Raw genomic sequence first — 21,655 nt, 5'->3', positions numbered from 1 at the left:
GCAGGTTCTTTAAAATAGCGGCTTGCATCCCCCCGCTGCCTTCGCAACGGGGTTTTTGTCGTTTTCGTCGTTCCTGCCCAGCCACTGCCGACTGCATTCCCATGGATCTGCCCAAACTCTCGCCCGGAAAACGTTTTGCCATGCCGCGCCCCGCCGGTTCGGCCGATGCGCTGCTGCTCGCGCGCCTGGCCGAGCGGGAGAAATCGCACAAGCGCGTGGTGACCATCGTTACCGCCGATGCGACAGACGCACGCCGCCTGATCGACGAGATGGAGTTCTTCGCGCCCGAGCTGCGCTGCGCGATGTTTCCCGACTGGGAGACCCTGCCCTACGACACCTTCTCGCCGCATCAGGACTTGATCAGCGAGCGCCTCGCGACACTGTGGCGTATCTCGCAGGGCGAGGCCGATGTGGTGCTGGTGCCCGCTACGACCGCGCTCTACCGCGTCGCACCGCCCTCGTTTCTCGCGGGCTACACCTTCCACTTCAAGGCCAAGCAGAAGCTCGATGAGGCCAAGCTGCGCGCGCAGCTCACGCTCGCGGGCTATTCCCACGTCTCGCAGGTGGTGAGCCATGGCGAATACGCGGTGCGCGGCGGGCTGATCGACCTGTTCCCGATGGGCTCGACCGTGCCGTACCGCGTCGACCTGTTCGACAACGAGATCGACACCATCCGCACCTTCGACCCGGACACGCAGCGCAGCCTCTACCCCGTGCCCGAGGTGCGCCTGCTGCCCGGGCGCGAGTTTCCGATGGACGACGATGCGCGCGCCAAGTTCCGCAGCCGCTGGCGCGAACTGCTCGAGGGTGATCCCACCAAGAGCCGTATCTACAAGGACATGGGCAACGGCGTGGCGACGGCGGGCATCGAGTACTACCTGCCGCTGTTCTTCGACGACACGGCGACGATGTTCGACTACCTCGGCGCCGACACCACTGTCGTGCTGCATGGTGATCTGGAAGCCGCGTTCCTGCGCTTCTGGCAGGACACCAAGGAGCGCTTTCGCCTCGTTCAGGGCGACCCCGAGCGCCCGGTGCTGCCGCCCGAGACGCTGTTCCTGAGCGCCGACCAGTTCTACGCGCGCGCCAAGGACCATGCACAACTCGCGATCCGCCCGAACGTCGAGGACGTGCCGGACAACGCGCACTTCCAGAAACTTGGCGACCTCTCGGTGATCCGCGGCGCGGAAGACCCGCTCGCCAAACTGCAGGCGCACATCCTGTCAGGCCAGCACCGCGTGCTGCTGCTCGCCGAAAGCGACGGTCGCCGCGAAAGCCTGCTCGATTTTCTGCGTGCCTCGCACCTGAATCCGCCCGCGTTCGATTCGCTTGATGAGTTCCAGCACACGCAAGACGAAAAGATCGGCATCGCCACATCGACGCTCGCCACCGGCTTCAGCTGGATCGAGGGCGGCATCGACTTCGTCACCGAGACCGAGCTGTTCTCCGCCACCGGCACCGCACGCCGCCGCCGCAAGCAGGAGCAGGTCAGTGACGTCGATGCGCTGATCAAGGACCTGTCAGAGCTGAAGGTCGGCGACCCGGTGGTGCACAGCGCGCACGGCATCGGACGTTACCTCGGCCTGATCAACATGGACATCGGCCAGAAGAACCCCGACGGCACGCCCGCGATGCAGGAGTTCCTGCACCTCGAATACGCCGACAAGGCCGCGCTCTATGTGCCGGTGAGCCAGCTGCAGCTCATCAGCCGCTACACCGGCGTGTCGGCCGACGAGGCGCCGCTGCACAAGCTCGGCAGCGGCCAGTGGGAAAAGGCCAAACGCAAGGCCGCCGAGCAGGTGCGCGACTCCGCCGCCGAGCTGCTCAACATCTACGCGCGCCGCGCCGCCCGCCAAGGCCATGCGTTCCGCTTCAACGTGCAGGACTACGAGCAGTTCTCCAACGATTTCGGCTTTGATGAAACCGCAGACCAGAAGGCCGCAATCCACGCCGTCATTCAGGACATGATCAGCCCGCAACCGATGGACCGGCTGGTCTGCGGCGACGTGGGCTTCGGCAAGACCGAGGTCGCGCTGCGTGCCGCTTTCGTTGCGGCCATGGGCGGCATGCAGGTGGCGTTTCTCGCGCCGACCACGCTGCTGGCCGAGCAGCATTTCCAGACGCTCATCGACCGCTTCTCGAAGTGGCCGATCAAGGTCGCCGAGGTCTCGCGCTTCCGCTCGGGCAAGGAGATCACCGCAGCGGTCAAGGGCATCGCCGAGGGCACGGTGGACATCGTCGTCGGCACGCACAAGCTGCTCTCCGAATCGACCAAGTTCAAGAATCTGGGCCTGCTCATCATCGATGAGGAACACCGTTTCGGCGTGCGCCACAAGGAGCAGATGAAGGCCCTGCGTGCCGAGGTCGACGTGCTCACGCTCACTGCCACGCCGATTCCGCGCACCATGGGCATGGCGCTTGAAGGCCTGCGCGATCTGTCGGTCATCGCCACTGCACCGCAGCGTCGTCTGGCCATCAAGACCTTTGTGCGCAACGAGGGCACGGGCGTGATCCGCGAGGCCGTGCTGCGCGAGTTGAAGCGCGGCGGCCAGTGCTACTTTCTGCACAACGAGGTCGAGACCATCCAGAACCGCAAGCAGAAGCTTGAAGAAATCTTGCCCGAGGCGCGCATCGCTGTCGCCCACGGCCAGATGCCCGAGCGCGAGCTGGAGAAGGTGATGCGCGATTTCGTCGCGCAGCGCTACAACATTCTGCTGTGCTCGACCATCATCGAGACCGGCATCGACGTGCCCACCGCCAACACCATCATCATGAGCCGCGCCGACAAGTTCGGACTGGCCCAATTGCACCAGTTGCGCGGACGCGTGGGCCGCTCGCACCACCAAGCCTATGCCTACCTGATGGTGCCCGACATCGACGGCCTCACCAAGCAGGCGGCCCAGCGGCTCGAGGCCATTCAGCAGATGGAGGAACTCGGCTCGGGCTTCTACCTCGCGATGCACGACCTCGAGATTCGCGGCGCGGGCGAAGTGCTCGGCGAGAACCAGAGTGGCAACATGATGGAGATCGGCTTTCAGCTCTACAACGAGATGCTGTCCGAGGCCGTGGCCGCGCTCAAGGCGGGCAAGGAACCCGACCTGCTCTCGCCGCTGTCCGTCACCACTGACATCAACCTCCATTCGCCCGCCCTGCTGCCCGACGACTACTGCGGCGACGTGCACCTGCGCCTGTCGTTCTACAAGAAGCTCGCGACCGCCAAGACGACGCAGCAGATCGACATCCTGCTCGAAGAAATCGTCGACCGCTTCGGCAAGCTGCCCGTCCAGACGCAGACGCTGATCGACGTGCACCGCCTGCGCGTGATGAGCCAGCCGTATGGCGTGCAGAAGGTCGACGCCGCACCGGGCGTCATCCATATCACCTTCAAGCCCCAGCCGCCGATCGATCCGATGAACATCATCCAGTTGGTGCAGAAGAACAAGCACATCAAGCTCGCCGGCAACGACAAGCTGCGCATCGAACGCGAACTGCCCGACCCCAAGGACCGGGCGCATCTGGTGCGGGACATTCTGCGCAGTCTCGGGCAGCCGCTCACCAAGGCTCCCGAGGCCGCGAAACATTAATTGTTTGCAACCAAACCAAGCGTCGGCACTCGAGATCCAAAGCGCTCTCTATCTCGCATGAATAGTCATTGCAATCGTGTGTTGACGCCCTCACCGTTGCCCCGGTATGTTCCGCAGGCGACGAGAAATCAAGAAACGCTCAGGAGATGCACGCATGGAATTCGATGAAGCAAGCAGGCTGGTCACGACCATCAAACACTGGCACCACCGGTTCGAAATCCATCCGGGTGTGATCACCCCGGGTTCCTACGACCCGGGATTTCTGCTCGACATGCTGTCACTTCCAAGCGACCTGAGCGGACAACGGGTGCTGGACATTGGCCCATCGGACGGATTCTTTTCGCTCGCAGCCCGTCGCCTTGGCGCGCATGTCGTGGCGGTCGATTACCGTTCCAAAGATGCTCACGGCTTCGGTGTCATGGAGCGCATCTCCGGTGAGCCTTTCGACTACCACTGCAGCAATCTCTACGACCTGAGTGCCAAGACGCTCGGAACCTTCGATCATGTGATCTTTCTCGGAGTGCTCTACCACCTGCCTGACATGGTCAAGGCGCTCGCCATTGTCCGCTCGCTGTGCCATGGCACGATGTACCTGGAAAGCCATGCCGCCAATGACATTGAGCAGAACGTCGCATTGGCTCGCTACTACCGTCATGATGCGCTAGCGGGCGACATCACCAATTTCTGGTCACCCAACGCCGCCTGCATACGCGACATGGCACAGGACTGCGCTTTCGACCTAGTGTCCGACACGACCTGGGGAGACCGCTACCTGGGTCGATATACGGTCAATGAAGACCCTGCGCGCAAACGCAAGCTCCAACTGGGCTACGGCTTGCTCAGATAGGCTGCCTTCCATCTGAAACTCTCCCACCGGTGATGGGCTGCGCTACAGTAACTGCACCATGCTCATCGTGGAAGCCGCCATCAGCCTCATCGCCCTCGCCATCGCGCTTTGGTTCAGGCCGTGGCGCATGCTGGCGTCCACGCGGGTGCGCACACCCGAAGGCCCCCAGCGGCGCAACTCCACGCTGATCAGCCCGCTGCTCGCAACGCTGGTGATTCTGCCGTGGCTTTGGGCCCTGCCCTCGCTGATACACATGCCCTTGCCGCTGCAGCTCTCGGGCGCATGCTGGCTGGTGCTGTCACTGGGTTGGCCGCTGGCGATTCCGGTGCTCTGGATCGTCGCGCTCTGCGCGGCCCTGCTCTCGCCCGCGATGAGCTGGGAGGAGGCCGTCAGTGCCGTCACTTGGCTGGGTGTCATCCCCGCCACGCTGGCCCTGCTGCTCGGGGCGCTGATCCGGCGTTTCACCGGCACGCGTCTCTTCGTCTATGTGCTCGGGCGCGCGTTTCTGGGCACCGTCGCCTGCGTCTTCGTGACGGGGGCGCTCGCGCAATGGAGCGGGCACGTCCTGTCCGTTGAGGTGGACAATGGCCTTTCGATGGTCGCCCGCTGGCTCATGGCTTGGAGCGATGGCCTCCTCACCGGAATGCTGACGGCCATCTTCGTCGCATTCAAGCCTGAATGGCTTGCGACCTGGTCGGACCGGCTGTATCTGCCCAAGCCCCCTTCTGGCGAGCATTGACCGGAAACCCACCCCTGTTTTGATCCATTTTTCGCATGCGGATCATCTCCACTTCCGGGCCATTCCTCAATCGCACTACCATTACGGCTTTCCTTCAATTTGCATTGCGCATTGGTTCCCCAAAATGCCCCAAGCCACAGAATTTGCCCCCGGCCTCGTCCTGCGCGCAGTCACTGCGCCTCTCAAGCTGGCTGACTACAAGCTGATCGCATTCGACATGGATTCGACGCTCATCAGCATCGAATGCGTGGACGAGATCGCCGACGCCGTGGGCCGCAAGGCTGAAGTGGCGGCCATCACCGAGGCCGCCATGCAAGGCGTGATCTCCGACTACAAGGAAAGCCTGCGCCAGCGCGTGGCCCTACTCAAGGGCGTGACCGCGGCCGACCTGGACCGCGTGTTCACCGAGCGCCTGCAGTTCAACCTCGGTGCCAAGGAACTGATCGACGCAGCCAAGGCGGCCGGCCTCAAGACGCTGCTGGTTTCGGGCGGCTTCACCTATTTCTCGGACCGCGTGAAGGCGCATCTGGGCATCGACTTCGCCCGCTCCAACATGCTGGAGATCGAGAACGGCGTGCTCACCGGCCGCATGGTCGATCAGGCCTGGGGCGACATCTGCGACGGTGCCGAGAAGCGTCGCACACTGCTCGAGATGGCCTCGCTCATGGGCATCGACCCAAGCCAGACCATCGCCGTGGGCGATGGCGCCAACGACCTGCCGATGATGGGTGAAGCCGGTCTCTCGGTGGCCTATCACGCCAAGCCCGCGGTGCGCGCGCAAGCCAAGGTGGCAATCAACCAGGGCGGCCTGGACCGGCTTCTGGAAGTGGTTCGTTGAAAAAGTTGCCTCGACGACCTTCTACCTTGTGGTTATTAAATATCCATTCTTTATATGAATATGAATTTAAAAACGAGGCAATCGTCAACCGAACGAATTACACTGGCGTTCTGTTACCAGTCACAAGCGCAGGTTGAAATCAACCAACCCGCCGCGAAGGACGCCTACAAAGAAACATCTTTTTGAGGATCATCTGGACATGTTGAAGAAATCTCTGACCGCACTGGCTCTGGCAGCTCTGGCCTTTGGCGCGAACGCCGCCGACGTTCTCAAGGTCGCCGCCACGTCCGTGCCGCACGCAGAAATCCTGAACTTCGTGAAGCCCCAGCTCAAGGCCGACGGCGTGGATCTGGAAATCAAGGAATTCAGCGACTACGTGCAGCCCAATGCCGCCGTGGAAGACAAGCAGCTCGACGCCAATTTCTTCCAGCACAAGCCTTATCTGGACAGCTACAACAAGGACCGCAAGTCCTCGCTGGTCGAAGTGCCCAACGGCAAGGTGCACGTGGAGCCCTTCGGCGCCTACTCCAGCAAGATCAAGAACATCAAGGATCTGAAGAACGGCGCAACCGTGGCGATTCCGAACGACCCATCGAACGGCGGCCGTGCGCTGATTCTGCTGGCCAAGCAAGGCCTGATCGAGCTGAAGGACCCCAAGAGCCTGACGCCCACGCCGCTCGACGTGGTGAAGAACCCCAAGAAGCTCAAATTCAAGGAACTCGAAGCCCCTCTGCTGCCGCGCGCGCTGGGTGATGTGGACATTGCTCTGATCAACACCAACTACGCCATCGAAGCCAAGCTGAACCCGACCAAGGACGCGCTGTTCATCGAAGGTGCGGATTCGCCTTACACCAACATCGTCGCCGCCCGCGCTGACCGTGCCAACGACCCCATCATCGCCAAGCTGATGAAGGCCCTGCACTCGGCCGAGGTGAAGAAGTTCATTCAGGAAAAGTACAAGGGTGCAGTCGTTCCTGCATTCTGAGTGACTGACACGGAAATCGCGAAGGGCGGATAATCCCGCCTCTCGCAGCCAAGCCCAAAGCGCTGTTTCGACAGCGCTTTTTTCATTGGCGGATCGGATTTTTCGTGAACGACACCGTAACCAACAGGGAGCCAGACTCCAGCCCATCGGCAACAACGCCCACCGACCTCTTCAAGGCCGGTGTGATCGCCTGCCTGCCCACCATTTTAGGCTACTGGAGCATCGGCTTCGCGGCGGGCGCCATCGGCACCGTCTCGGGATTTTCGCCGCTAGAGATCACGCTGCTCTCGGGCCTGCTCTATGCGGGATCCGCGCAGTTCCTGTTCTATTCGCTCTATGCGGCGGGCGCGGGTGCGCTGTCCATCGTCGCCGGTGTGCTGCTGATCAATCTGCGCCACATTCTGATGAGCTCGTACATGGCGATGTACTTCACCCGCTCCACCGCGATGCAGAAACTCATCGGCGGCGCGCTGCTCACCGACGAGACCTTCGCGGTCGCTGCGCAATACGGCAACAAGCATGGTGATCTGCCCTTCGCATGGCTGCTCGGGCTCAACGTGACCGCCTGGCTCAACTGGATCATCGCCAACCTCATGGGCGCGCTGCTCGCCTCCGCCTTGCCCGAATCGCTGGTGCACGGGCTCGGCTTCAGCCTCGTCGCCATGTTCATCGCCCTGCTCTTGATGACCTGGCTCGCAAGCCACCAGCGCATGCTCGAACTCGTGGCCGTAGCGGTCGCCGTGCTGGTGGTGGCCGTATTCGTCAAGCGGCTTGATGCCAACGTGGTGATCCTGCTCGCCACGGTGAGTGGGGCCACCGTCGCGACGGTGCTGCTCAACCGAAAATCAAACCGCGAAGAAGGTCCCAAAGCATGAGCACTTCCGGCTACGTCGCGCTGCTCGTCAGCGCCCTCGTCACGCTGCTCCTGCGCGTGCTGCCCATTCTGCTGATGTCGCGCATCCGTTTAGGCATCACCGCCCGCAACTGGCTGGGCTTCATCCCCGCCGCCATCATGGCCGCCATGGTCGCAGCCGAGTTGATCCTCAAACCCGAGTGGAGCAGCACGACCGGACTCAGCATTTCAGCCCTCGCAGCCGCCATCGCCACCGTTTGCGGACTGGTGTCGCGCAGCCTGTTCGTGACCGTGCTGGCCGGTGTGGCGGCCTTCATGGGTTTGCAGTACTGGCTGGGCTGACAGGCCAGCCCACAAAAAGAAAAAGCCGTCATCCTTTCGAGATGTCAGCCTGGATGAAAAAATTTTCGCTGCAGCTCAGTCTGCCTGCAGCCCCTGATAGACCCACCATGCCAGCACGAACATCATCGCGCCGGTGAGCGTGTCGAGCACGCGCCAGGCCTTGGGATTGGCGAACACGCCCTGCAACTTGCGGCCGGCAAACGCCAGCACCACGAACCAGGTCAGGCTCGCGCAGGCTGCGCCGATCACAAAGTACCACTTGTACCAGCCGTCCTGCTGCGCGCCGATGGAGCCGATCAGCACGACGGTGTCGAGATACACATGCGGGTTGGCGAGCGTGATCACCGCCAGCGCGCTCAGCACGGTGAGCAGACTGCGCTCGGCCTTGGTGCCGGATGCGTCAAGCTTCTGGTCGGCCGCAAAGAACGCGCGATGCCATGCGAACAGGCCATAGGCCAGCAGAAACAGCGCCCCACCGAGTGTGAGGTAGTGCGCGAGCGTCGGTGAAGCGCCGAGAATCTGGGCCATGCCCGCCACGCCCACGGCCACCAGCAGCGCATCGCTCACCACGCACCACGCCACGCAAGCGCGCACATGCTCGCCCTGCACCGCCTGGCGCAGAACATAGAGATTCTGCGCACCGATGGAGACGATGAGCGAGAGGCAGACGGTAAAGCCTGCGAGCCACGAAGAGGTTGCTGCGGTCTGGAAGAACATGGGGTCGATTTTGAGTCCACCATAAATTTAAGTAAACTTAAAATCGCTAACGCATATTAAGGATTACTTAATGCTCGATTACGCCGGACTGGAAGCCCTCGCAGCCGTGGTGCGTGAGGGCAGCTTCGAGCGCGCGGCGCGCAAGCTGCATGTCACGTCATCCGCCGTTTCACAGCGCGTGAAGCTGCTGGAGGAACGCGTCGGCCAGGTGCTGATCCTGCGCGGTTCGCCCTGCACCGGCACCGAGGCCGGCAAGCGCCTGTGCCTGCATGCCGAACAGGTCGCCCTGCTCGAAAACGAGCTGCGGCGCAGCAACCCCGACCTGCTGAGCGACACCCGCATTCCCACGCTCAAACTCGCGGTGAACGCCGATTCGCTCTCCACCTGGTTCATGGATGCGATGGCCGAATTCACCACCGGCAGCAACGAGCTGCTGGACCTGCGCATCGACGATCAGGACCACACCGCCCAGCGTTTGAAAGAAGGCGAAGTGATCGCCGCCGTCACCGCCACGGGCACCACGATTGCGGGCTGCAACACCTGGCCTCTGGGTACCATGCGCTACGTTGCCGCCGCCAGTCCCAGCTATGTGGCGCAGTACTTCCCCGATGGCGTGACGCCCGCCGCATTGGCCCATGCACCCATCATGACCTACGACCGCAACGACAAGCTGCAGGACCGCTGGATGCACCAGTACGGCCTGCAGGCGGCACGCTCCGCCCCGCCGCGCCACTTCATCCCGTCCAACTACGGCTACGTGCGTGCGTGCGAGGTCGGCATGGGCTGGGGCATGCATCCCACGGTGTTGATCGAGCAGCAGCTTGCGCAGGGCACACTGGCGGAACTCGTGCCGCGCAAGCCGCTCGACGTGCCGATGTACTGGGCCCATCCGCGCTCGGCACAGGCCTCGCTGGAGCGGTTGACAGGGTGTGTGATGAAGGCGGCGAAGTTGTGGCTGGAGGGAGCTTGAGTGGGGGATGATCAGATTTTTTGGGTGGAATTGGTTGCAATAGGCTGAGAGCTGACATAAGAGCTTCAACATCGAGTGTCGGCGGCGATCAACAGCTGAATTTGATGGTCTCTGGCTGCAATCTCCAAGAGTCGGCATTCAAGGATTTCCGCAGCCCTTGTCGGCGACCACCCCGACCCGGCCCCTTGGCGACGATTCACCATTCATTCAGGCAAAATCCAGCTGATAGGGGCAGCCTGGCGTCAGGTCTGCCGGGAAGCCCACCTTGAAGAATGGAACAACATCAATGGCACTGACGAGAAAGGGCGAGTTCATGTATGGGACGACGTCCGGCGACACCCAAGCCGAGCTGCGCAGCTATAGCGTTGCGAATGGCCATGAGGCCGTCCGGTTTGCCTCGTCCAAATGCGATTGCGGGTGCCGGACTTTTGCGCTGCAGACCGATGAAGAAGCCGGCGTGGCAATCCGCACCTGCAGCGACTGCGGGCAGGAACACCTCATGGGCGACAGCGCGGACTACGTTGAAGAGGCCGCCCCCGAGGCACACGTATGCGTGTGCGAGAACGAGGTGTTCGAGCTGGTGTCCGGCGTCTCCGTGTACAAGGGCACACATGACGTGCGCTGGTACTACATCGCTTGCCACTGCGTGGAATGCAATCTGGTTGGGGTCTTCGCAGACTGGAAGTGTGAAGCGGGTGATGCGGCGGCCTTCCTCGCCAAGGTATGAGCGCGCCCCACGCAAAGATCCCACTCGCAGGCTCGAGCGGCCGAGGAGTGTCCTGAGGTGGTCGGTAGACTTGGCGGTATCAATGACGGCAATCGCTGCACAGCCGAAATAGGCTGTGAGCTGCTCGTCGGCCGCCTTCCCATGAATGACGCTGCCAGGAAGAGCAGACACTTGAAGGCAACCGGGCTCGCCACTCATATCTGAAAACCCGATGCAGCCAGCGAGGTCAACATCCCAAGCATTCCGATACAGTCTATTACATGTCAAAAGTCAATGCCACCACTGGCCGTTTCCTGACCTATGCAGGCCGCGCTGGATGGCGACTGCGGGCATGCCCCATCAACCCAGCCGCCAGAGACAGAGGAAACAGGAGACTTCGAGTTGCAGCCGACACCGCCCATGCCACCTCCGTCCAAACAGCTGCAGACCGATACGCAAGCTCTGCCCGTCGATGCAACTGTACTTTTCGTAGCACTGCAATATCAGTTGCTTGTGGCCGTAGAACAGTGCCACTACCTCATGCCCGGAGAGTGTCTATGGATTGAAGCCATGGGCGATGTCACCGTGCCGGGCAAGACGCAACTTGAGGTCAAGCACTACAGCGACAAGCTGACCGACAGCCACCAGAACTTCTGGAACACGATCCGGAACTGGCTGCATGAGCGGTTTGACCGCAGCAGCTACAAGTCGCTGGTGCTTCTGACGACTCAGGAGTTCGGCGCCCAGAGCCGCCTCAAGGACTGGAACATCCTGACCGCTGTGCAGCGGCTTGAGCGCATGCAGGAAATCGGCAACGACGGGGCTGGCACACAGCAGACGCAAATGGAGGAGCCACCCGAGCCGCAGGACGAGGCGATCCAAACTGCTGAAACCACGGCCCGCAAGCCGTCCAAGGCGCGGGCACTACAGCAGGAGGTGCTAGCGCCCGAGAGCCGCGCGGCGCTGATGGAGGTGTTGGAGCGCATGCTCATCATCCCGGGCGAAGAGGCCCTGCCTGAGCGCATCGACAGCTACAAGACCCGCTACCTCAAAGCCATACGACCGTCGCTGCAGCAACAGTACCTGGATGACTTGCTGGGCTTCATGTTCAGCACCGAACTCGTCCTGAACGGCTGGCAGATCACCCACGAGGCGTTCACCGCCAAGCTGACTGCTCTGCACTCCTCGTACATGAAGCATCCGGCAGAGTTCCCTTTGAGAGATCTTCGGCCACTGGAAGAAAAAGTCGATCTCGACGAAATCAGGCCCATGCTCTTCGCCAGGAAAATCCTCGAGATCGAGGGCGAAAAATATCTCAAGCACGCGGCCCTGCACCGCCTATTTGCGCAGGACACGATTTCCGGGCTCCTCAAGGATCAGATTCCCATCAAACCCTCTCTTGACCTTTATCTCCACAACCACCGCAGCAACCATTTTGTGGAGCGGGAAGCGGCCATTGTGGATTGCGACGGCCTGCAGGACGACGCGGCCCTCAAGAAGGCGTCACTTAGGTTCTACCTGGCACGTCTGAGAGCTTCGACGGAACCTTTTTGCGCCATGACCAACACCATGCCGGAATTTCGCAATGGCATTTATCACATGCTGGCAGACGAGACTCCCGAAAACAAGAACGATGAATTTCACTGGAAACTCTGGGAATGATGGATACCGCCGCCGATCATCTCTATATCCTGCATCGCAACGCCTTTGCGCTGGCGCCGGTAATCCAGAGCTTCTACCTGAACTGGGAGCCGATGGAGAAAGACATCCTGCTGAGCTATCTGGTTCTTCCCCTGGTGTCGTTTCCCGCGATGCAGGAGTATTTGCATACCGCCAATCGAACCAGTTCGATCCGGACCATGACATCCGACTCTTCGCGGTTGGTCGGTCTGGCGCTTCGCATCTCGGAATATGCGCCCATTACCAACAAGGCTCTTTTGATACTGCGCGCGGATGCAAGCCTTCAACTCAATGACGACCTGTCAGTTCTCGCCAGCGAAAACCGGCAGTCGGAGAATGCAGACCCCAAGATGCTGCGTTATGCGCGTCAGCTCGCCATGGTATTCAGGAATGAAAGCGTCGTGACCATTTATAGAATGCTGGGATTGAAGTCGCTATGAAATGTTATGTCCGATATATCGGTGTGATCGACCAGGAAAATGAGGCGCACAGCGTGAAGTTCAAGCAAGGCTTGAATATCATTACCGGAAAATCTTCGAAGGGCAAAAGTGCCATTCTCGACATCTTCGATTACTGCATGGGCAGCTCAGAAGACACGATTCCGCAAGGCATCATCACCCAGCGGGCGAAGATATTTTTCACCGTATGGCGCTTTTCCGGGATGGCGGTTGTCGCCGGCCGCAGAGCAGACAACGCCAACCAATGTTTCCTGCGAGAAGTCAGTGGCGAGCAGGCCAAGCATGTGCTGGCCTACGTCAAGGACGTGGACAGCTTCTTTACCGCGCAATACCAGCTTGCCCGGATCGAATTCTCCAAGAGCCTGGGACGCTACTTCGGCGTCACCATGGACGACATCGACACGGACCCGCTGCAGAAGCAGCTCATGCGTCAGAAAAGCCCGACGCCTTCCATCCGAAGTTTTGCCTCGTTCATGCTCCAGCATCAAAACCTGGTAGCCAACCGGCATGCGATCTTTTACCGCTTCGACGAAAAGCGAAAACGCGAACAGGCCATCGATCACTTCAAGATCTTCATGGGGATCGTGGGAGAGGACTATTTCGATCTGGCCAAGGAACTCGCCGAAGCAGAAACTGAGCTCAAGCGTGCCCTGGCCGTCATCCCCAAGCAGGAGCAGATCAAATCGGCCGGCATTGGAGAGATGGCGGGCTACCTGCGTGAGTTCCACGCCCTAGCGGGCACGCCGCTGACAGAGTTGACCGCCGAAGAAATCTGGATGCGGCCGGCGCAGGCCCTGGAACGCTTGACTGGTATCGCCGTCACGGTCGATGGGCAGTCCGATACCTTCGACGCGACCCGCAAGGAACTGCGCACACGCAAAGCCGAGCTCATGGCCGATATCCAGAAGGCCCTGAACACGCGCTACCTGCTCGACGTCTCGACACAGCAAGTCGAGGGATTCACCGGTGCCATGACGGATCTGCCCATCCCGAAGGCGACCCATCTGGACCATGCCGTGTGCCCGGTCTGTGCGTCACCCTCGGAAGCCGCCGAAGATGAGGCCAACAGACTCTCGGCGGCCATCCACTGGCTCAACGGTGAGCTGAAGGTCTCGGCCTATGCCCGCGAGGGCTTTGGCCAAGAGCGTCGGGACATCGACGAGCAACTCAAGAAGGCGCGCCAGGCCTTGCGGCAGGTCGAAAGCACACTGCGTCCACTGGACCAGGAGGCCGACCGACTGCAGCGCTCGAAGTCTGTCGATGCAGCAGCGCAGAAAGCCAAGATCAAGCTAGAAATCGCCATTGAGCGCCGCATCGAGAGTCCGCCCACGGAAACCACGGAGTTGGTGAAGTTGCTCCAGGACCGGGTGGCGGACCTGAAATCGAAAAAGGCTTTGCTCGATGTCGCGCCCCGGCTGCTGGCCTTGCAACGCGACATCAACCGGCGCCTGGAGATCGTCGGCACACATTTCGACTTCGAGGACTCCTACAAGAATGGATCCCTGAAGTTCGACATCGATTCCTTCGACCTATGGCATGAGACACCGGGGGTAAACGGCGCGCCGGAGAAGAAAGTCTTCCTGCGGTCGATGGGCAGTGGCGCGAACTGGCTGTATTCGCACCTGACGCTGTTCCTGTCCCTGCACTACCAGTTTGCGGCCTACGCCGACTGCAAGCTGCCGCCCGTGCTGTTCCTCGACCAACCGACGCAGGTCTACTTCCCCTCCGCCGATTACGGTAAGGAATTCAATGCAGCCCAATTGCGCGCGAACCAGGACGACACATCCGCCAGCGCGCCCGGCAGCCCGCAGCCCGAAGAGAATACGGACGAGCCCGCGACACGCACCGCGAACTCGCCTGTGGACACGCACACACGCATCTCGACGGCCGATGACGACTTGAATACCGTCGCCAAGATGTTCACCGTCCTGGCCAAGTTCTGTAACGACACGGCACAGGAGGTCGGCAACAAGCCGCAAATCATCGTCTGCGACCATGCCGACAGACTGGAGCTTGGCGAGGGCTACGACTTCGAGGACTTCGTCGCCGACCGCTGGCGTGACCGTGGCTTCATCGCGACGTGACCCTGCAGCAGACCCAGGCCTACATCGGCCCGCCCGCATCGCCTGGATGGACCTGGCAGGCTTTGACCTGGTGGCTTACTGGGTCAGTTCCAGATGGAAATCAACACCCAGCCGTAACGGCCCAATCAACTGGAGAGCTTTCATTTCGGCTGCGTGAACACTAGGGCAGGTCTGAGCAGGTCACCCATCGAACTCGGGTGTCGGGTTTCGCATTCGATGCAGACGTTGGAGGCACCGAGGGCGACGACGGCAATCGCTGCAATGAAGCCAGTGCGCGCTACCTGAGCCGCCCTCAATCCAGCGCCCTGCATTCGAGCAGAAACGCCGCGATCAGCCGCGCATTGCGCCGCTCCTGCAAGCAGTACAGATACTCGTCGATGACGGGCACCTCTTCCTCGAACGGCAGCACGAGCAGATCCGGATGCGCCGATGCCTCGTGCCGCGCGAACACGCTCACGCCCATGTTGCGGATCACCGCCTCGCGAATGGCTTCGCGGCTGGTGATCTCCAGCGCGCGCTGCGGCGTGACGCCCGCATCCGCCAACATCGTCTCGGTCTTCTCGCGCGTCATCGAGCCCAGCTCACGCATGATGAGCTGGCAACTCGCAAGCTGCGCCACGCGCACCGCACGCTGCACCGCCAGGGGATGCGTGCGGTGCACGACCAGCGCTAACGGATCGGAGCCCAGATGCAGGCGCAGCAGGCGTGCGTCAGTCTCCTTGTGCGATGAGGTCGCCAGATCGACGCGGAATTCGCGCAGCGCCTCGCTGGTCTGGCGCGAGTTGCCGGTGCCGATCACCACATCGACGCGCGGATAGAGATCCTGAAAGCGCTTGACAATGCCCAGAATGTAGTACGGCGCGGTGGCACCGAGGCGCAACTGCCCGTGATTCATATCGCCCGCATTGCGCAGCGCGAACTCGACATTGCTCTCCTGCTGCAGCAGCGCCTCCACCATCGGCAACAGGCGCACGCCGTCGTCGCTCACCGCCAGGCGACCACCCTGCCTGCGGAACAGCTCCACACCGTAGTGTTCTTCGAGCGCACGGATCTGCGTGGTCACCGTGGGCTGGCTCAGCCCCAGCTGCTTGGCCGCGAGCGTGATGCTGCCGAGCCTCGCGACCATGAAGAAAGATTTCAGTTGCATGACAAACATGTGAATCTGCGCAGAACTTTTCGGGCTGAACGGATGCCGCATTTCACCATAGGGAAGCGACGCAAATCCACCAATACCCGGTTTGGAAAATTTCGATTGCGTGACACAGACATTTCATATCCGTTGCCTACATTCGTGCTCATTCCAAATCCGGATATCCGATCTCGGATATGTCATTTCACCCAACCACTGAAATCACCCAAGTCATGCGCACTACTCTTGTTTCCTGGTCCCGTCGCGCCACTCTGGCGACCGCCGCCGCTGCCGTCACGCTGGTCGGTTTCACCGGCATCGCGCACGCCGCCAAAACCGAACTTCTGGTGTACTCGGCGCTTGAAGCCGACCAGATCAAGGCATACAAGTCCGGTTTTGAAAGTGCCCATCCCGAGATCGAACTCAAGTTCGTGCGCGACAGCACGGGCATCATCACCGCCCGCCTGCTCGCGGAAAAATCCAACCCGCAGGCCGACGTGATCTGGGGTGTTGCCGCTACCTCGCTGATGCTGCTCGACAAGCAAGGCATGCTGCAACCGTATGCGCCCAAGAACCTCGCCAAGGTGCGCAGCACCATGCGCGATCCCAACGCCACGCCGACCTGGGTGGGGATGGACCTGTGGTCGTCCGCCGTGTGCTTCAACACCGTCGAAGGCCAGAAGCGCAAAGTGGCGGCGCCCACAAGCTGGGCCGATCTGACCAAGCCCGAATACAAGGGCATGGTCTCCATGCCGCATCCCGCATCGAGCGGCACCGGCTACCTGATGGTGGCCGCATGGCTGCAGATGATGGGCGAGGACAAGGGCTGGGCCTACATGGACGCGCTGCACCAGAACATGGGCGTGTACACCCACAGCGGCTCCAAGCCCTGCCGCCAGGCGGGTGCTGCCGAATTCCCGATCGGCCTGAGCTTTGAATACCGCGCGAACAAGACCAAGAAGGACGGCGCGCCCATCGACATCGTGTTCCCCAAGGAAGGCCTCGGCTGGGACGTGGAAGCCACGGCCATCATGAAGACCAGCAAGAAGCAGGAAGCCGCCAAGGCCCTGGCCGACTGGTCCGCAACCCCCGAAGCCAACAAGCTCTACGCCGCCAACTTCGCCATCCTCGCCCTGCCCGAAGCACAGGAAAAGATGGAGTTCGTTCCAGCCAACCTCGAATCCATGCTGGCCAAGAACGACTTCAACTGGTCAGCCGCCAACCGCGACCGCATCCTCACCGAGTGGACCCGCCGCTACGAAGCCAAAGCTGAAAAGAAGTGAGAACAAAGCCCTGTGCAAATCCAGACCCGGACTTGGATCCCGACCCAAGCCAACAAAACTCCGAAGCGCGCAGGGCCTTCGAATCCACCACCCCAACGGCAAGACTGCCCCTCAGGCAAGGCGTGGAGCCGCAGACAGTACGTACGGCAAGGCTTCGACAACGATGCATGAGGGACTGTCTTGCCGCCTCAATGCGACCAATGCACCCACACCCAAACAAAAATGCTCCACATCGAACACATCGTCAAAAGCTACAACGAAAGCACTGTGCTGCGCGGCATCGATCTGGACGTGGAGGCAGGTGAGTTCGTCAGTCTGCTCGGCCCCTCGGGCTGCGGAAAGACCACGCTGCTGCGCATCCTCTGCGGCATCGAACGTGCCGATCAAGGGCGCATCCACTTCAACGGCGACGACATCACTGGCTGGCCCGCAGCGCGTCGCGGCTTCGGCGTGGTGTTCCAAAGCTATGCGCTGTTCCCCAATCTGACGGCTGCGCAGAACATCGCGTTCGGCCTCAAAGGCCAGTCCGCTTCCGCCGTGCGCGAGCGGGTTGCGGAGATGCTTGCGCTCGTCGGTCTTTCCAACCAAGCGCAGCGCTACCCGGCGCAGCTCTCCGGCGGGCAGCAGCAGCGCATCGCTCTGGCCCGCGCGCTCGCGCCCAAGCCGCGCCTCTTGCTGCTCGACGAACCGCTTTCTGCGCTCGACGCCCAGGTGCGCACCGAGCTGCGCAGCGAGATCCGTGAGCTGCAACGCAAGCTCGGCATCACCTGCATCATGGTCACGCATGATCAGGAAGAGGCGCTGACCATGGCCGACCGCATCGTGCTCATGCACCACGGCCGCATCGAACAGCAGGGCTCGCCCGAGCAGCTTTATGCTCAGCCGATCAGCCACTTCGCCGCCGGTTTCGTGGGCCGCATGAACCTGCTGCCCGGCGTAGCGCTCGACGAGCGCCATGTGCAGATCGGCAATACGCGCGTGGTCTGCGTCAACCCGATGTTCGGCGCAGGCGAGAACATCCTCGTCGGCGTGCGCCCGGAGAGCGTGGTGCTGCATCCCGCGCATCCCACCGCACTGACCAATCTGTTCCGCGCCCGCGTGATGGAAACATCCTTCCTCGGCCCGATGGTGCTGGTACGGCTCTACAGCCCGTCGCTGGATTGCCAGATCGAAGCCCAGTGGCCACTGCGCCACGACAGCCGCCTGCCCGACTGGCTGCAGGGCGAGGTACTCGTCGAGTTGCCCATGCCCGCGCTGCAACCACTGGCCGCACCAGAAGCCCTGCAGCGCAAGGCCGCATGAAGCTCTCCATGAACACGCGCATGAACGTCCACATATCTTCAGCCACCCTGCCTTTGCCCATCCACGGAACGGCCGCCGCGCCAACTAGAAATCCCGCAAGTGCGCAGCGCCGCAGCCAGCCCGCAGGCCCCGCCCAAACGCCGCAGACATCGCCCGTCAACTGGGAGCGCATCTGGCTCGGCGTGCTGGTGTTCGCGATGCTTGCCGTACTGCTGCTCACCGTCGCGTTGCCGGTCGGTGCGCTACTCGGCCACAGCTTCTGGACCAACGACAGAACATTCAGCGGCCTGTCGCAATACATCGCCTACGCGCAGACGCCCGGCGTCGCGCGCTCGCTGTTCAACAGCCTCTGGCTCTCGGCCGCTAGCGCCAGCATCTGCGTGGCGCTAGCCTATGTCTATGCCTACGGCGTCATGCGCACCTGCATGCCGCTGGCGCGCTTTTTCCGCGCGATTGCGCTGGTGCCGCTGCTCGCGCCGTCGCTGCTCATGGCCATCAGCCTGATCTATCTGTTCGGCACGCAGGGCATTCTCAAGAGCCTGCTGATGGGATCGACCGCCTATGGCCCATTCGGCATCATCCTCGGAGCTGTGCTCTGGACCTTTCCGCATGCGCTGATGATTCTGTGCACCACGCTGGCCTCGGGCGACGCGCGTTTGTACGAGGCCGCGGCCACGCTCGGTGCCAGTCGCTGGCGCAGCTTCTGCCAGGTGACCCTGCCCAGCAGCCGCTACGGACTGATGATTTCGTGGATCGTGGTCTTCGTGCTTGTCGTCACCGACTTCGGCGTACCCAAGGTCATCGGGGGCAACACGCAGATGCTGGCGACCGATATCTACAAGCAGGTCATCGGGCAGCAGAACCTGTCAATGGGCGCGGTGGTGGCGATGCTGCTGCTCGTGCCCGCAGGCATCGCATTTGCGGCGGAGCGCCATCTGCGCTCGCGCCAGTCGGCCACCATGGCCGTGCGCGCCGTTCCGCTGAAACCTCAGCCACATGCCCCGCTGGATCGCGCGCTGCTCGTCTATTGCATCGTCATCGCGGGCGCGCTGCTCGCTGTGCTGGGCACGGCCATCTTCGCGTCGTTCGTGACCTACTGGCCCTACAACCTCAAACTGAGCCTCAAGAACTACCAGTTCGACATGATGGACGGCGGTGGCTGGGCGAGCTATGCCAACTCGCTTTCGATGGCGGCGGCAACGGCGGTGGTGGGCTCACTGCTCAGCTTCCTCACCGCGTATCTCGTCGCCAAACCCACTGGCTTTGTCCGCGCACGCCAATGGCTGCAGGCCATCGCAACCATCCCCATGGCGGTGCCGGGTCTGGCGCTGGGACTGGGCTACATCCTGTTCTTCAACTCGAACAGCAATCCGCTGCATTTTCTCTACGGCTCGCTCGGCATTCTGGTGCTCTGCAGCGTGGCGCATTTCTTCTCGGTCGCGCACATCACCCAGCTCGCCGCGCTGCAGCAACTGGATCGCGAATACGAGCTCGTCGCCGATTCCATGGGCGTGCCGTTCTGGACGGTGCTCTGGCGCGTGCACCTGCCGGTGTGCCTTCCAGCCATCATGCAGGTGGCGGGCTACTTCTTCGTGAACGCGATGACCACGGTCTCGGCCGTCGTGTTTCTCTACTCGCCCGAGACCACGCTCGCCTCGGTCGCCGTGCTGGCGATGGACGACGCCGGCGACGTAGCCCCCGCCGCTGCCATGGCCACAATGATCTTCGTGACCGCCGCAGCGGGCCGCATGCTCATCGGTGCGGCCGATGCATGGCTGCAGCGGCGCACCCAGCATTGGCGCCATCGATGAACGCTTCGGTATTTTCTCTCTCCTGATTTTGAATTGATTCCATGAACATGAAGCAGCACTACGACGTGATCGTGGTCGGGGCGGGTATCGTCGGCCTGGCCCACGCATACACCGCAGCCCTGCGTGGACTGAAGACGCTGGTGATCGAGCGCGACGCGGCCTGCCTGGGTGCGTCGATTCGCAATTTCGGCTTCGTCACCGTCACAGGCCAGCGCGCTGGGGCCCACTGGTCACGAGCCATGCGCTCGCGCGACATTTGGGCCAGCATTGCGCCACAAGCCGGTATCGACGTAGTGCAGCAAGGCCTCTGGATGACGGCCCGCCGCCCGGCTGCGCACGCCGTGTTGCAGGCCTTCATGGAGACCGACATGAGCGCCGGTTGCGAGCTGCTCAGGCCCGAGATTGCCGCGCAACGGCATGGCGCGCTCAACACCGTCGGCCTGCAATCGGTGCTCTACAGCCCACACGAGTTGCGCGTCGAATCACGCACCGCCATTCCGCGCCTCGCGGCGTGGCTGCACGAGGCCAAGGGCGTGGACTTCCGCTTCGGCGAAGCGGTGGTCGAGATCGACACGCCGCGCGTTCGTACCACGCGCGGCGAATACGCCGCCGAACGCGTCGCCGTCTGCACCAACGCCGCGCCGGGTGGACTGTTTGCGCCCATATGGGAAGAGCATGGCGTGCGCCAATGCCAGCTGCAGATGCTGCGCCTGCGGCCGCAGCCGGGCTTTCAGCTGCAGGGCTCGGTGATGGGCGATCTGAGCCTGATTCGCTACGAGGGCTATGCGGCACTCTCGCCCGCCACGCAGCTGCGGACTCAGTTGGAAGAGGAAGAATCCGCATCGCTCGCCCACGGCATCCACCTGATCGTGGTGCAGAGTGCGGATGGCACGCTGGTGGTTGGTGACTCGCATCACTACGGTGCGGCCGTGCAGCCGTTCGCAAGCGAAGACGTCGATGCGATCATCCTGCGGCATCTGCGCGAAACGCTGCGCCTGAGCGAAGCCAATGTGGTCGAGCGCTGGGTGGGTACCTATCCATCATCCTCGGCCGTGCCGTGCATCATCCATGCGCCAAGCGACGCGGTGCGCGCGGTGACAGTGACCAGCGGCTCGGGAGCGAGCACTGCGCTGGGTCTGGCGGAAGAAGTCTTCGCCGCCTGGTGAGCACTGAATCAAGAAAAAGTAAGCAAGAATCGAGGCGGAACCCCCAACACCAAAGGCTCCGCCCCGTTCTCTTATCGGGGCTGCTCGCGCCATCTTCTCTACCCTGCGAGTGCCCACTTTTTTGTGATTTGCCGATGTGCCCTCCATCTGAAACGTTGCGA

18 protein-coding genes are annotated in these 21,655 nt (G+C 62.0%); 16 read left to right on the top strand and 2 right to left on the bottom strand.

What is annotated here, in order from left to right:
- Positions 1-101 precede the first annotated feature (101 nt).
- From mfd to G7047_RS03695, 7 genes are all read left to right on the top strand, one after another.
- Positions 102-3,584 carry a transcription-repair coupling factor gene (gene mfd / locus G7047_RS03725; protein ID WP_166300910.1) on the top strand — a complete coding sequence of 1,161 codons (3,483 nt, stop codon included), beginning with the start codon at positions 102-104 and terminating at the stop codon, positions 3,582-3,584.
- Between the two features lie 154 nt (positions 3,585-3,738).
- Positions 3,739-4,431 carry a methyltransferase domain-containing protein gene (locus G7047_RS03720; protein WP_166300906.1) on the top strand — a complete coding sequence of 231 codons (693 nt, stop codon included), beginning with the start codon at positions 3,739-3,741 and terminating at the stop codon, positions 4,429-4,431.
- 58 nt (positions 4,432-4,489) lie between these two features.
- Positions 4,490-5,170, top strand: coding sequence for a hypothetical protein (locus tag G7047_RS03715; RefSeq protein ID WP_166300903.1), 681 nt, complete (start codon positions 4,490-4,492; stop codon positions 5,168-5,170).
- Positions 5,171-5,294: 124 nt separating this feature from the next.
- Positions 5,295-6,008, top strand: a complete 714-nt coding sequence (gene serB / locus G7047_RS03710) for a phosphoserine phosphatase SerB (protein WP_166300900.1) — start codon at positions 5,295-5,297, stop codon at positions 6,006-6,008.
- 199 nt (positions 6,009-6,207) lie between these two features.
- On the top strand, positions 6,208-6,993 hold the full coding sequence (locus G7047_RS03705; RefSeq protein ID WP_166300897.1) for a MetQ/NlpA family ABC transporter substrate-binding protein: 786 nt from the start codon (positions 6,208-6,210) through the stop codon (positions 6,991-6,993).
- Between the two features lie 104 nt (positions 6,994-7,097).
- Positions 7,098-7,868: an AzlC family ABC transporter permease gene (locus G7047_RS03700; protein ID WP_166300894.1), complete on the top strand. Its 771-nt coding sequence runs from the start codon at positions 7,098-7,100 to the stop codon at positions 7,866-7,868.
- Positions 7,865-8,188, top strand: a complete 324-nt coding sequence (locus G7047_RS03695; RefSeq protein ID WP_166300891.1) for an AzlD domain-containing protein — start codon at positions 7,865-7,867, stop codon at positions 8,186-8,188. Before G7047_RS03700 ends, G7047_RS03695 begins: the two co-directional genes overlap by 4 nt.
- Positions 8,189-8,263: 75 nt before the next feature.
- Here G7047_RS03695 and G7047_RS03690 read toward each other — a convergent pair whose 3' ends face one another.
- Entirely contained in the window at positions 8,264-8,905 is a 642-nt protein-coding gene (locus G7047_RS03690; protein ID WP_166300888.1) for a LysE/ArgO family amino acid transporter, read from the bottom strand.
- 70 nt (positions 8,906-8,975) lie between these two features.
- Here G7047_RS03690 and G7047_RS03685 point away from each other — a divergent pair, with 70 nt between their 5' ends.
- From G7047_RS03685 to G7047_RS03665, 5 genes are all read left to right on the top strand, one after another.
- Positions 8,976-9,875: an HTH-type transcriptional regulator ArgP gene (locus tag G7047_RS03685; RefSeq protein ID WP_166300885.1), complete on the top strand. Its 900-nt coding sequence runs from the start codon at positions 8,976-8,978 to the stop codon at positions 9,873-9,875.
- A 286-nt stretch (positions 9,876-10,161) separates the two neighbouring features.
- Positions 10,162-10,602 (top strand): hypothetical protein, encoded by a 441-nt coding sequence (locus G7047_RS03680; RefSeq protein ID WP_166300882.1) that lies wholly within the window; start codon positions 10,162-10,164, stop codon positions 10,600-10,602.
- Between the two features lie 300 nt (positions 10,603-10,902).
- Positions 10,903-12,243, top strand: a complete 1,341-nt coding sequence (locus tag G7047_RS03675; RefSeq protein ID WP_205904715.1) for a hypothetical protein — start codon at positions 10,903-10,905, stop codon at positions 12,241-12,243.
- Complete coding sequence (locus G7047_RS03670; protein WP_166300879.1) at positions 12,240-12,701, top strand: three component ABC system middle component; 462 nt, start codon at positions 12,240-12,242, stop codon at positions 12,699-12,701. The genes G7047_RS03675 and G7047_RS03670 overlap by 4 nt, the downstream gene beginning before the upstream one ends.
- Positions 12,702-12,724: 23 nt before the next feature.
- Positions 12,725-14,803 (top strand): DUF3732 domain-containing protein, encoded by a 2,079-nt coding sequence (locus tag G7047_RS03665; protein WP_205904714.1) that lies wholly within the window; start codon positions 12,725-12,727, stop codon positions 14,801-14,803.
- 292 nt (positions 14,804-15,095) lie between these two features.
- Here G7047_RS03665 and G7047_RS03660 read toward each other — a convergent pair whose 3' ends face one another.
- Positions 15,096-15,959 carry a LysR substrate-binding domain-containing protein gene (locus tag G7047_RS03660; protein ID WP_166300873.1) on the bottom strand — a complete coding sequence of 288 codons (864 nt, stop codon included), beginning with the start codon at positions 15,957-15,959 and terminating at the stop codon, positions 15,096-15,098.
- Positions 15,960-16,165: 206 nt separating this feature from the next.
- Here G7047_RS03660 and G7047_RS03655 point away from each other — a divergent pair, with 206 nt between their 5' ends.
- From G7047_RS03655 to G7047_RS03640, 4 genes are all read left to right on the top strand, one after another.
- A complete protein-coding gene (locus G7047_RS03655) occupies positions 16,166-17,215 on the top strand; it encodes a putative 2-aminoethylphosphonate ABC transporter substrate-binding protein (protein ID WP_166300870.1) in 1,050 nt (349 codons plus the stop codon).
- Between the two features lie 222 nt (positions 17,216-17,437).
- Entirely contained in the window at positions 17,438-18,517 is a 1,080-nt protein-coding gene (locus G7047_RS03650) for an ABC transporter ATP-binding protein (protein ID WP_166300867.1), read from the top strand.
- Between the two features lie 8 nt (positions 18,518-18,525).
- Positions 18,526-20,328 (top strand): putative 2-aminoethylphosphonate ABC transporter permease subunit, encoded by a 1,803-nt coding sequence (locus G7047_RS03645; protein WP_240939359.1) that lies wholly within the window; start codon positions 18,526-18,528, stop codon positions 20,326-20,328.
- A 41-nt stretch (positions 20,329-20,369) separates the two neighbouring features.
- The gene (locus G7047_RS03640; protein WP_166300864.1) at positions 20,370-21,494 is read left to right on the top strand and encodes a TIGR03364 family FAD-dependent oxidoreductase; all 1,125 of its coding nucleotides are present in this window, start codon (positions 20,370-20,372) and stop codon (positions 21,492-21,494) included.
- Positions 21,495-21,655 lie beyond the last annotated feature (161 nt).

It is taken from the genome of Diaphorobacter sp. HDW4A (genome assembly GCF_011305995.1).
Taxonomy (GTDB): Bacteria; Pseudomonadota; Gammaproteobacteria; order Burkholderiales; family Burkholderiaceae_C; genus Diaphorobacter_A.
The sequence above is the reverse complement of the archived record's forward strand: the minus strand, read 5'-3'. Positions and strand labels throughout refer to the sequence as shown.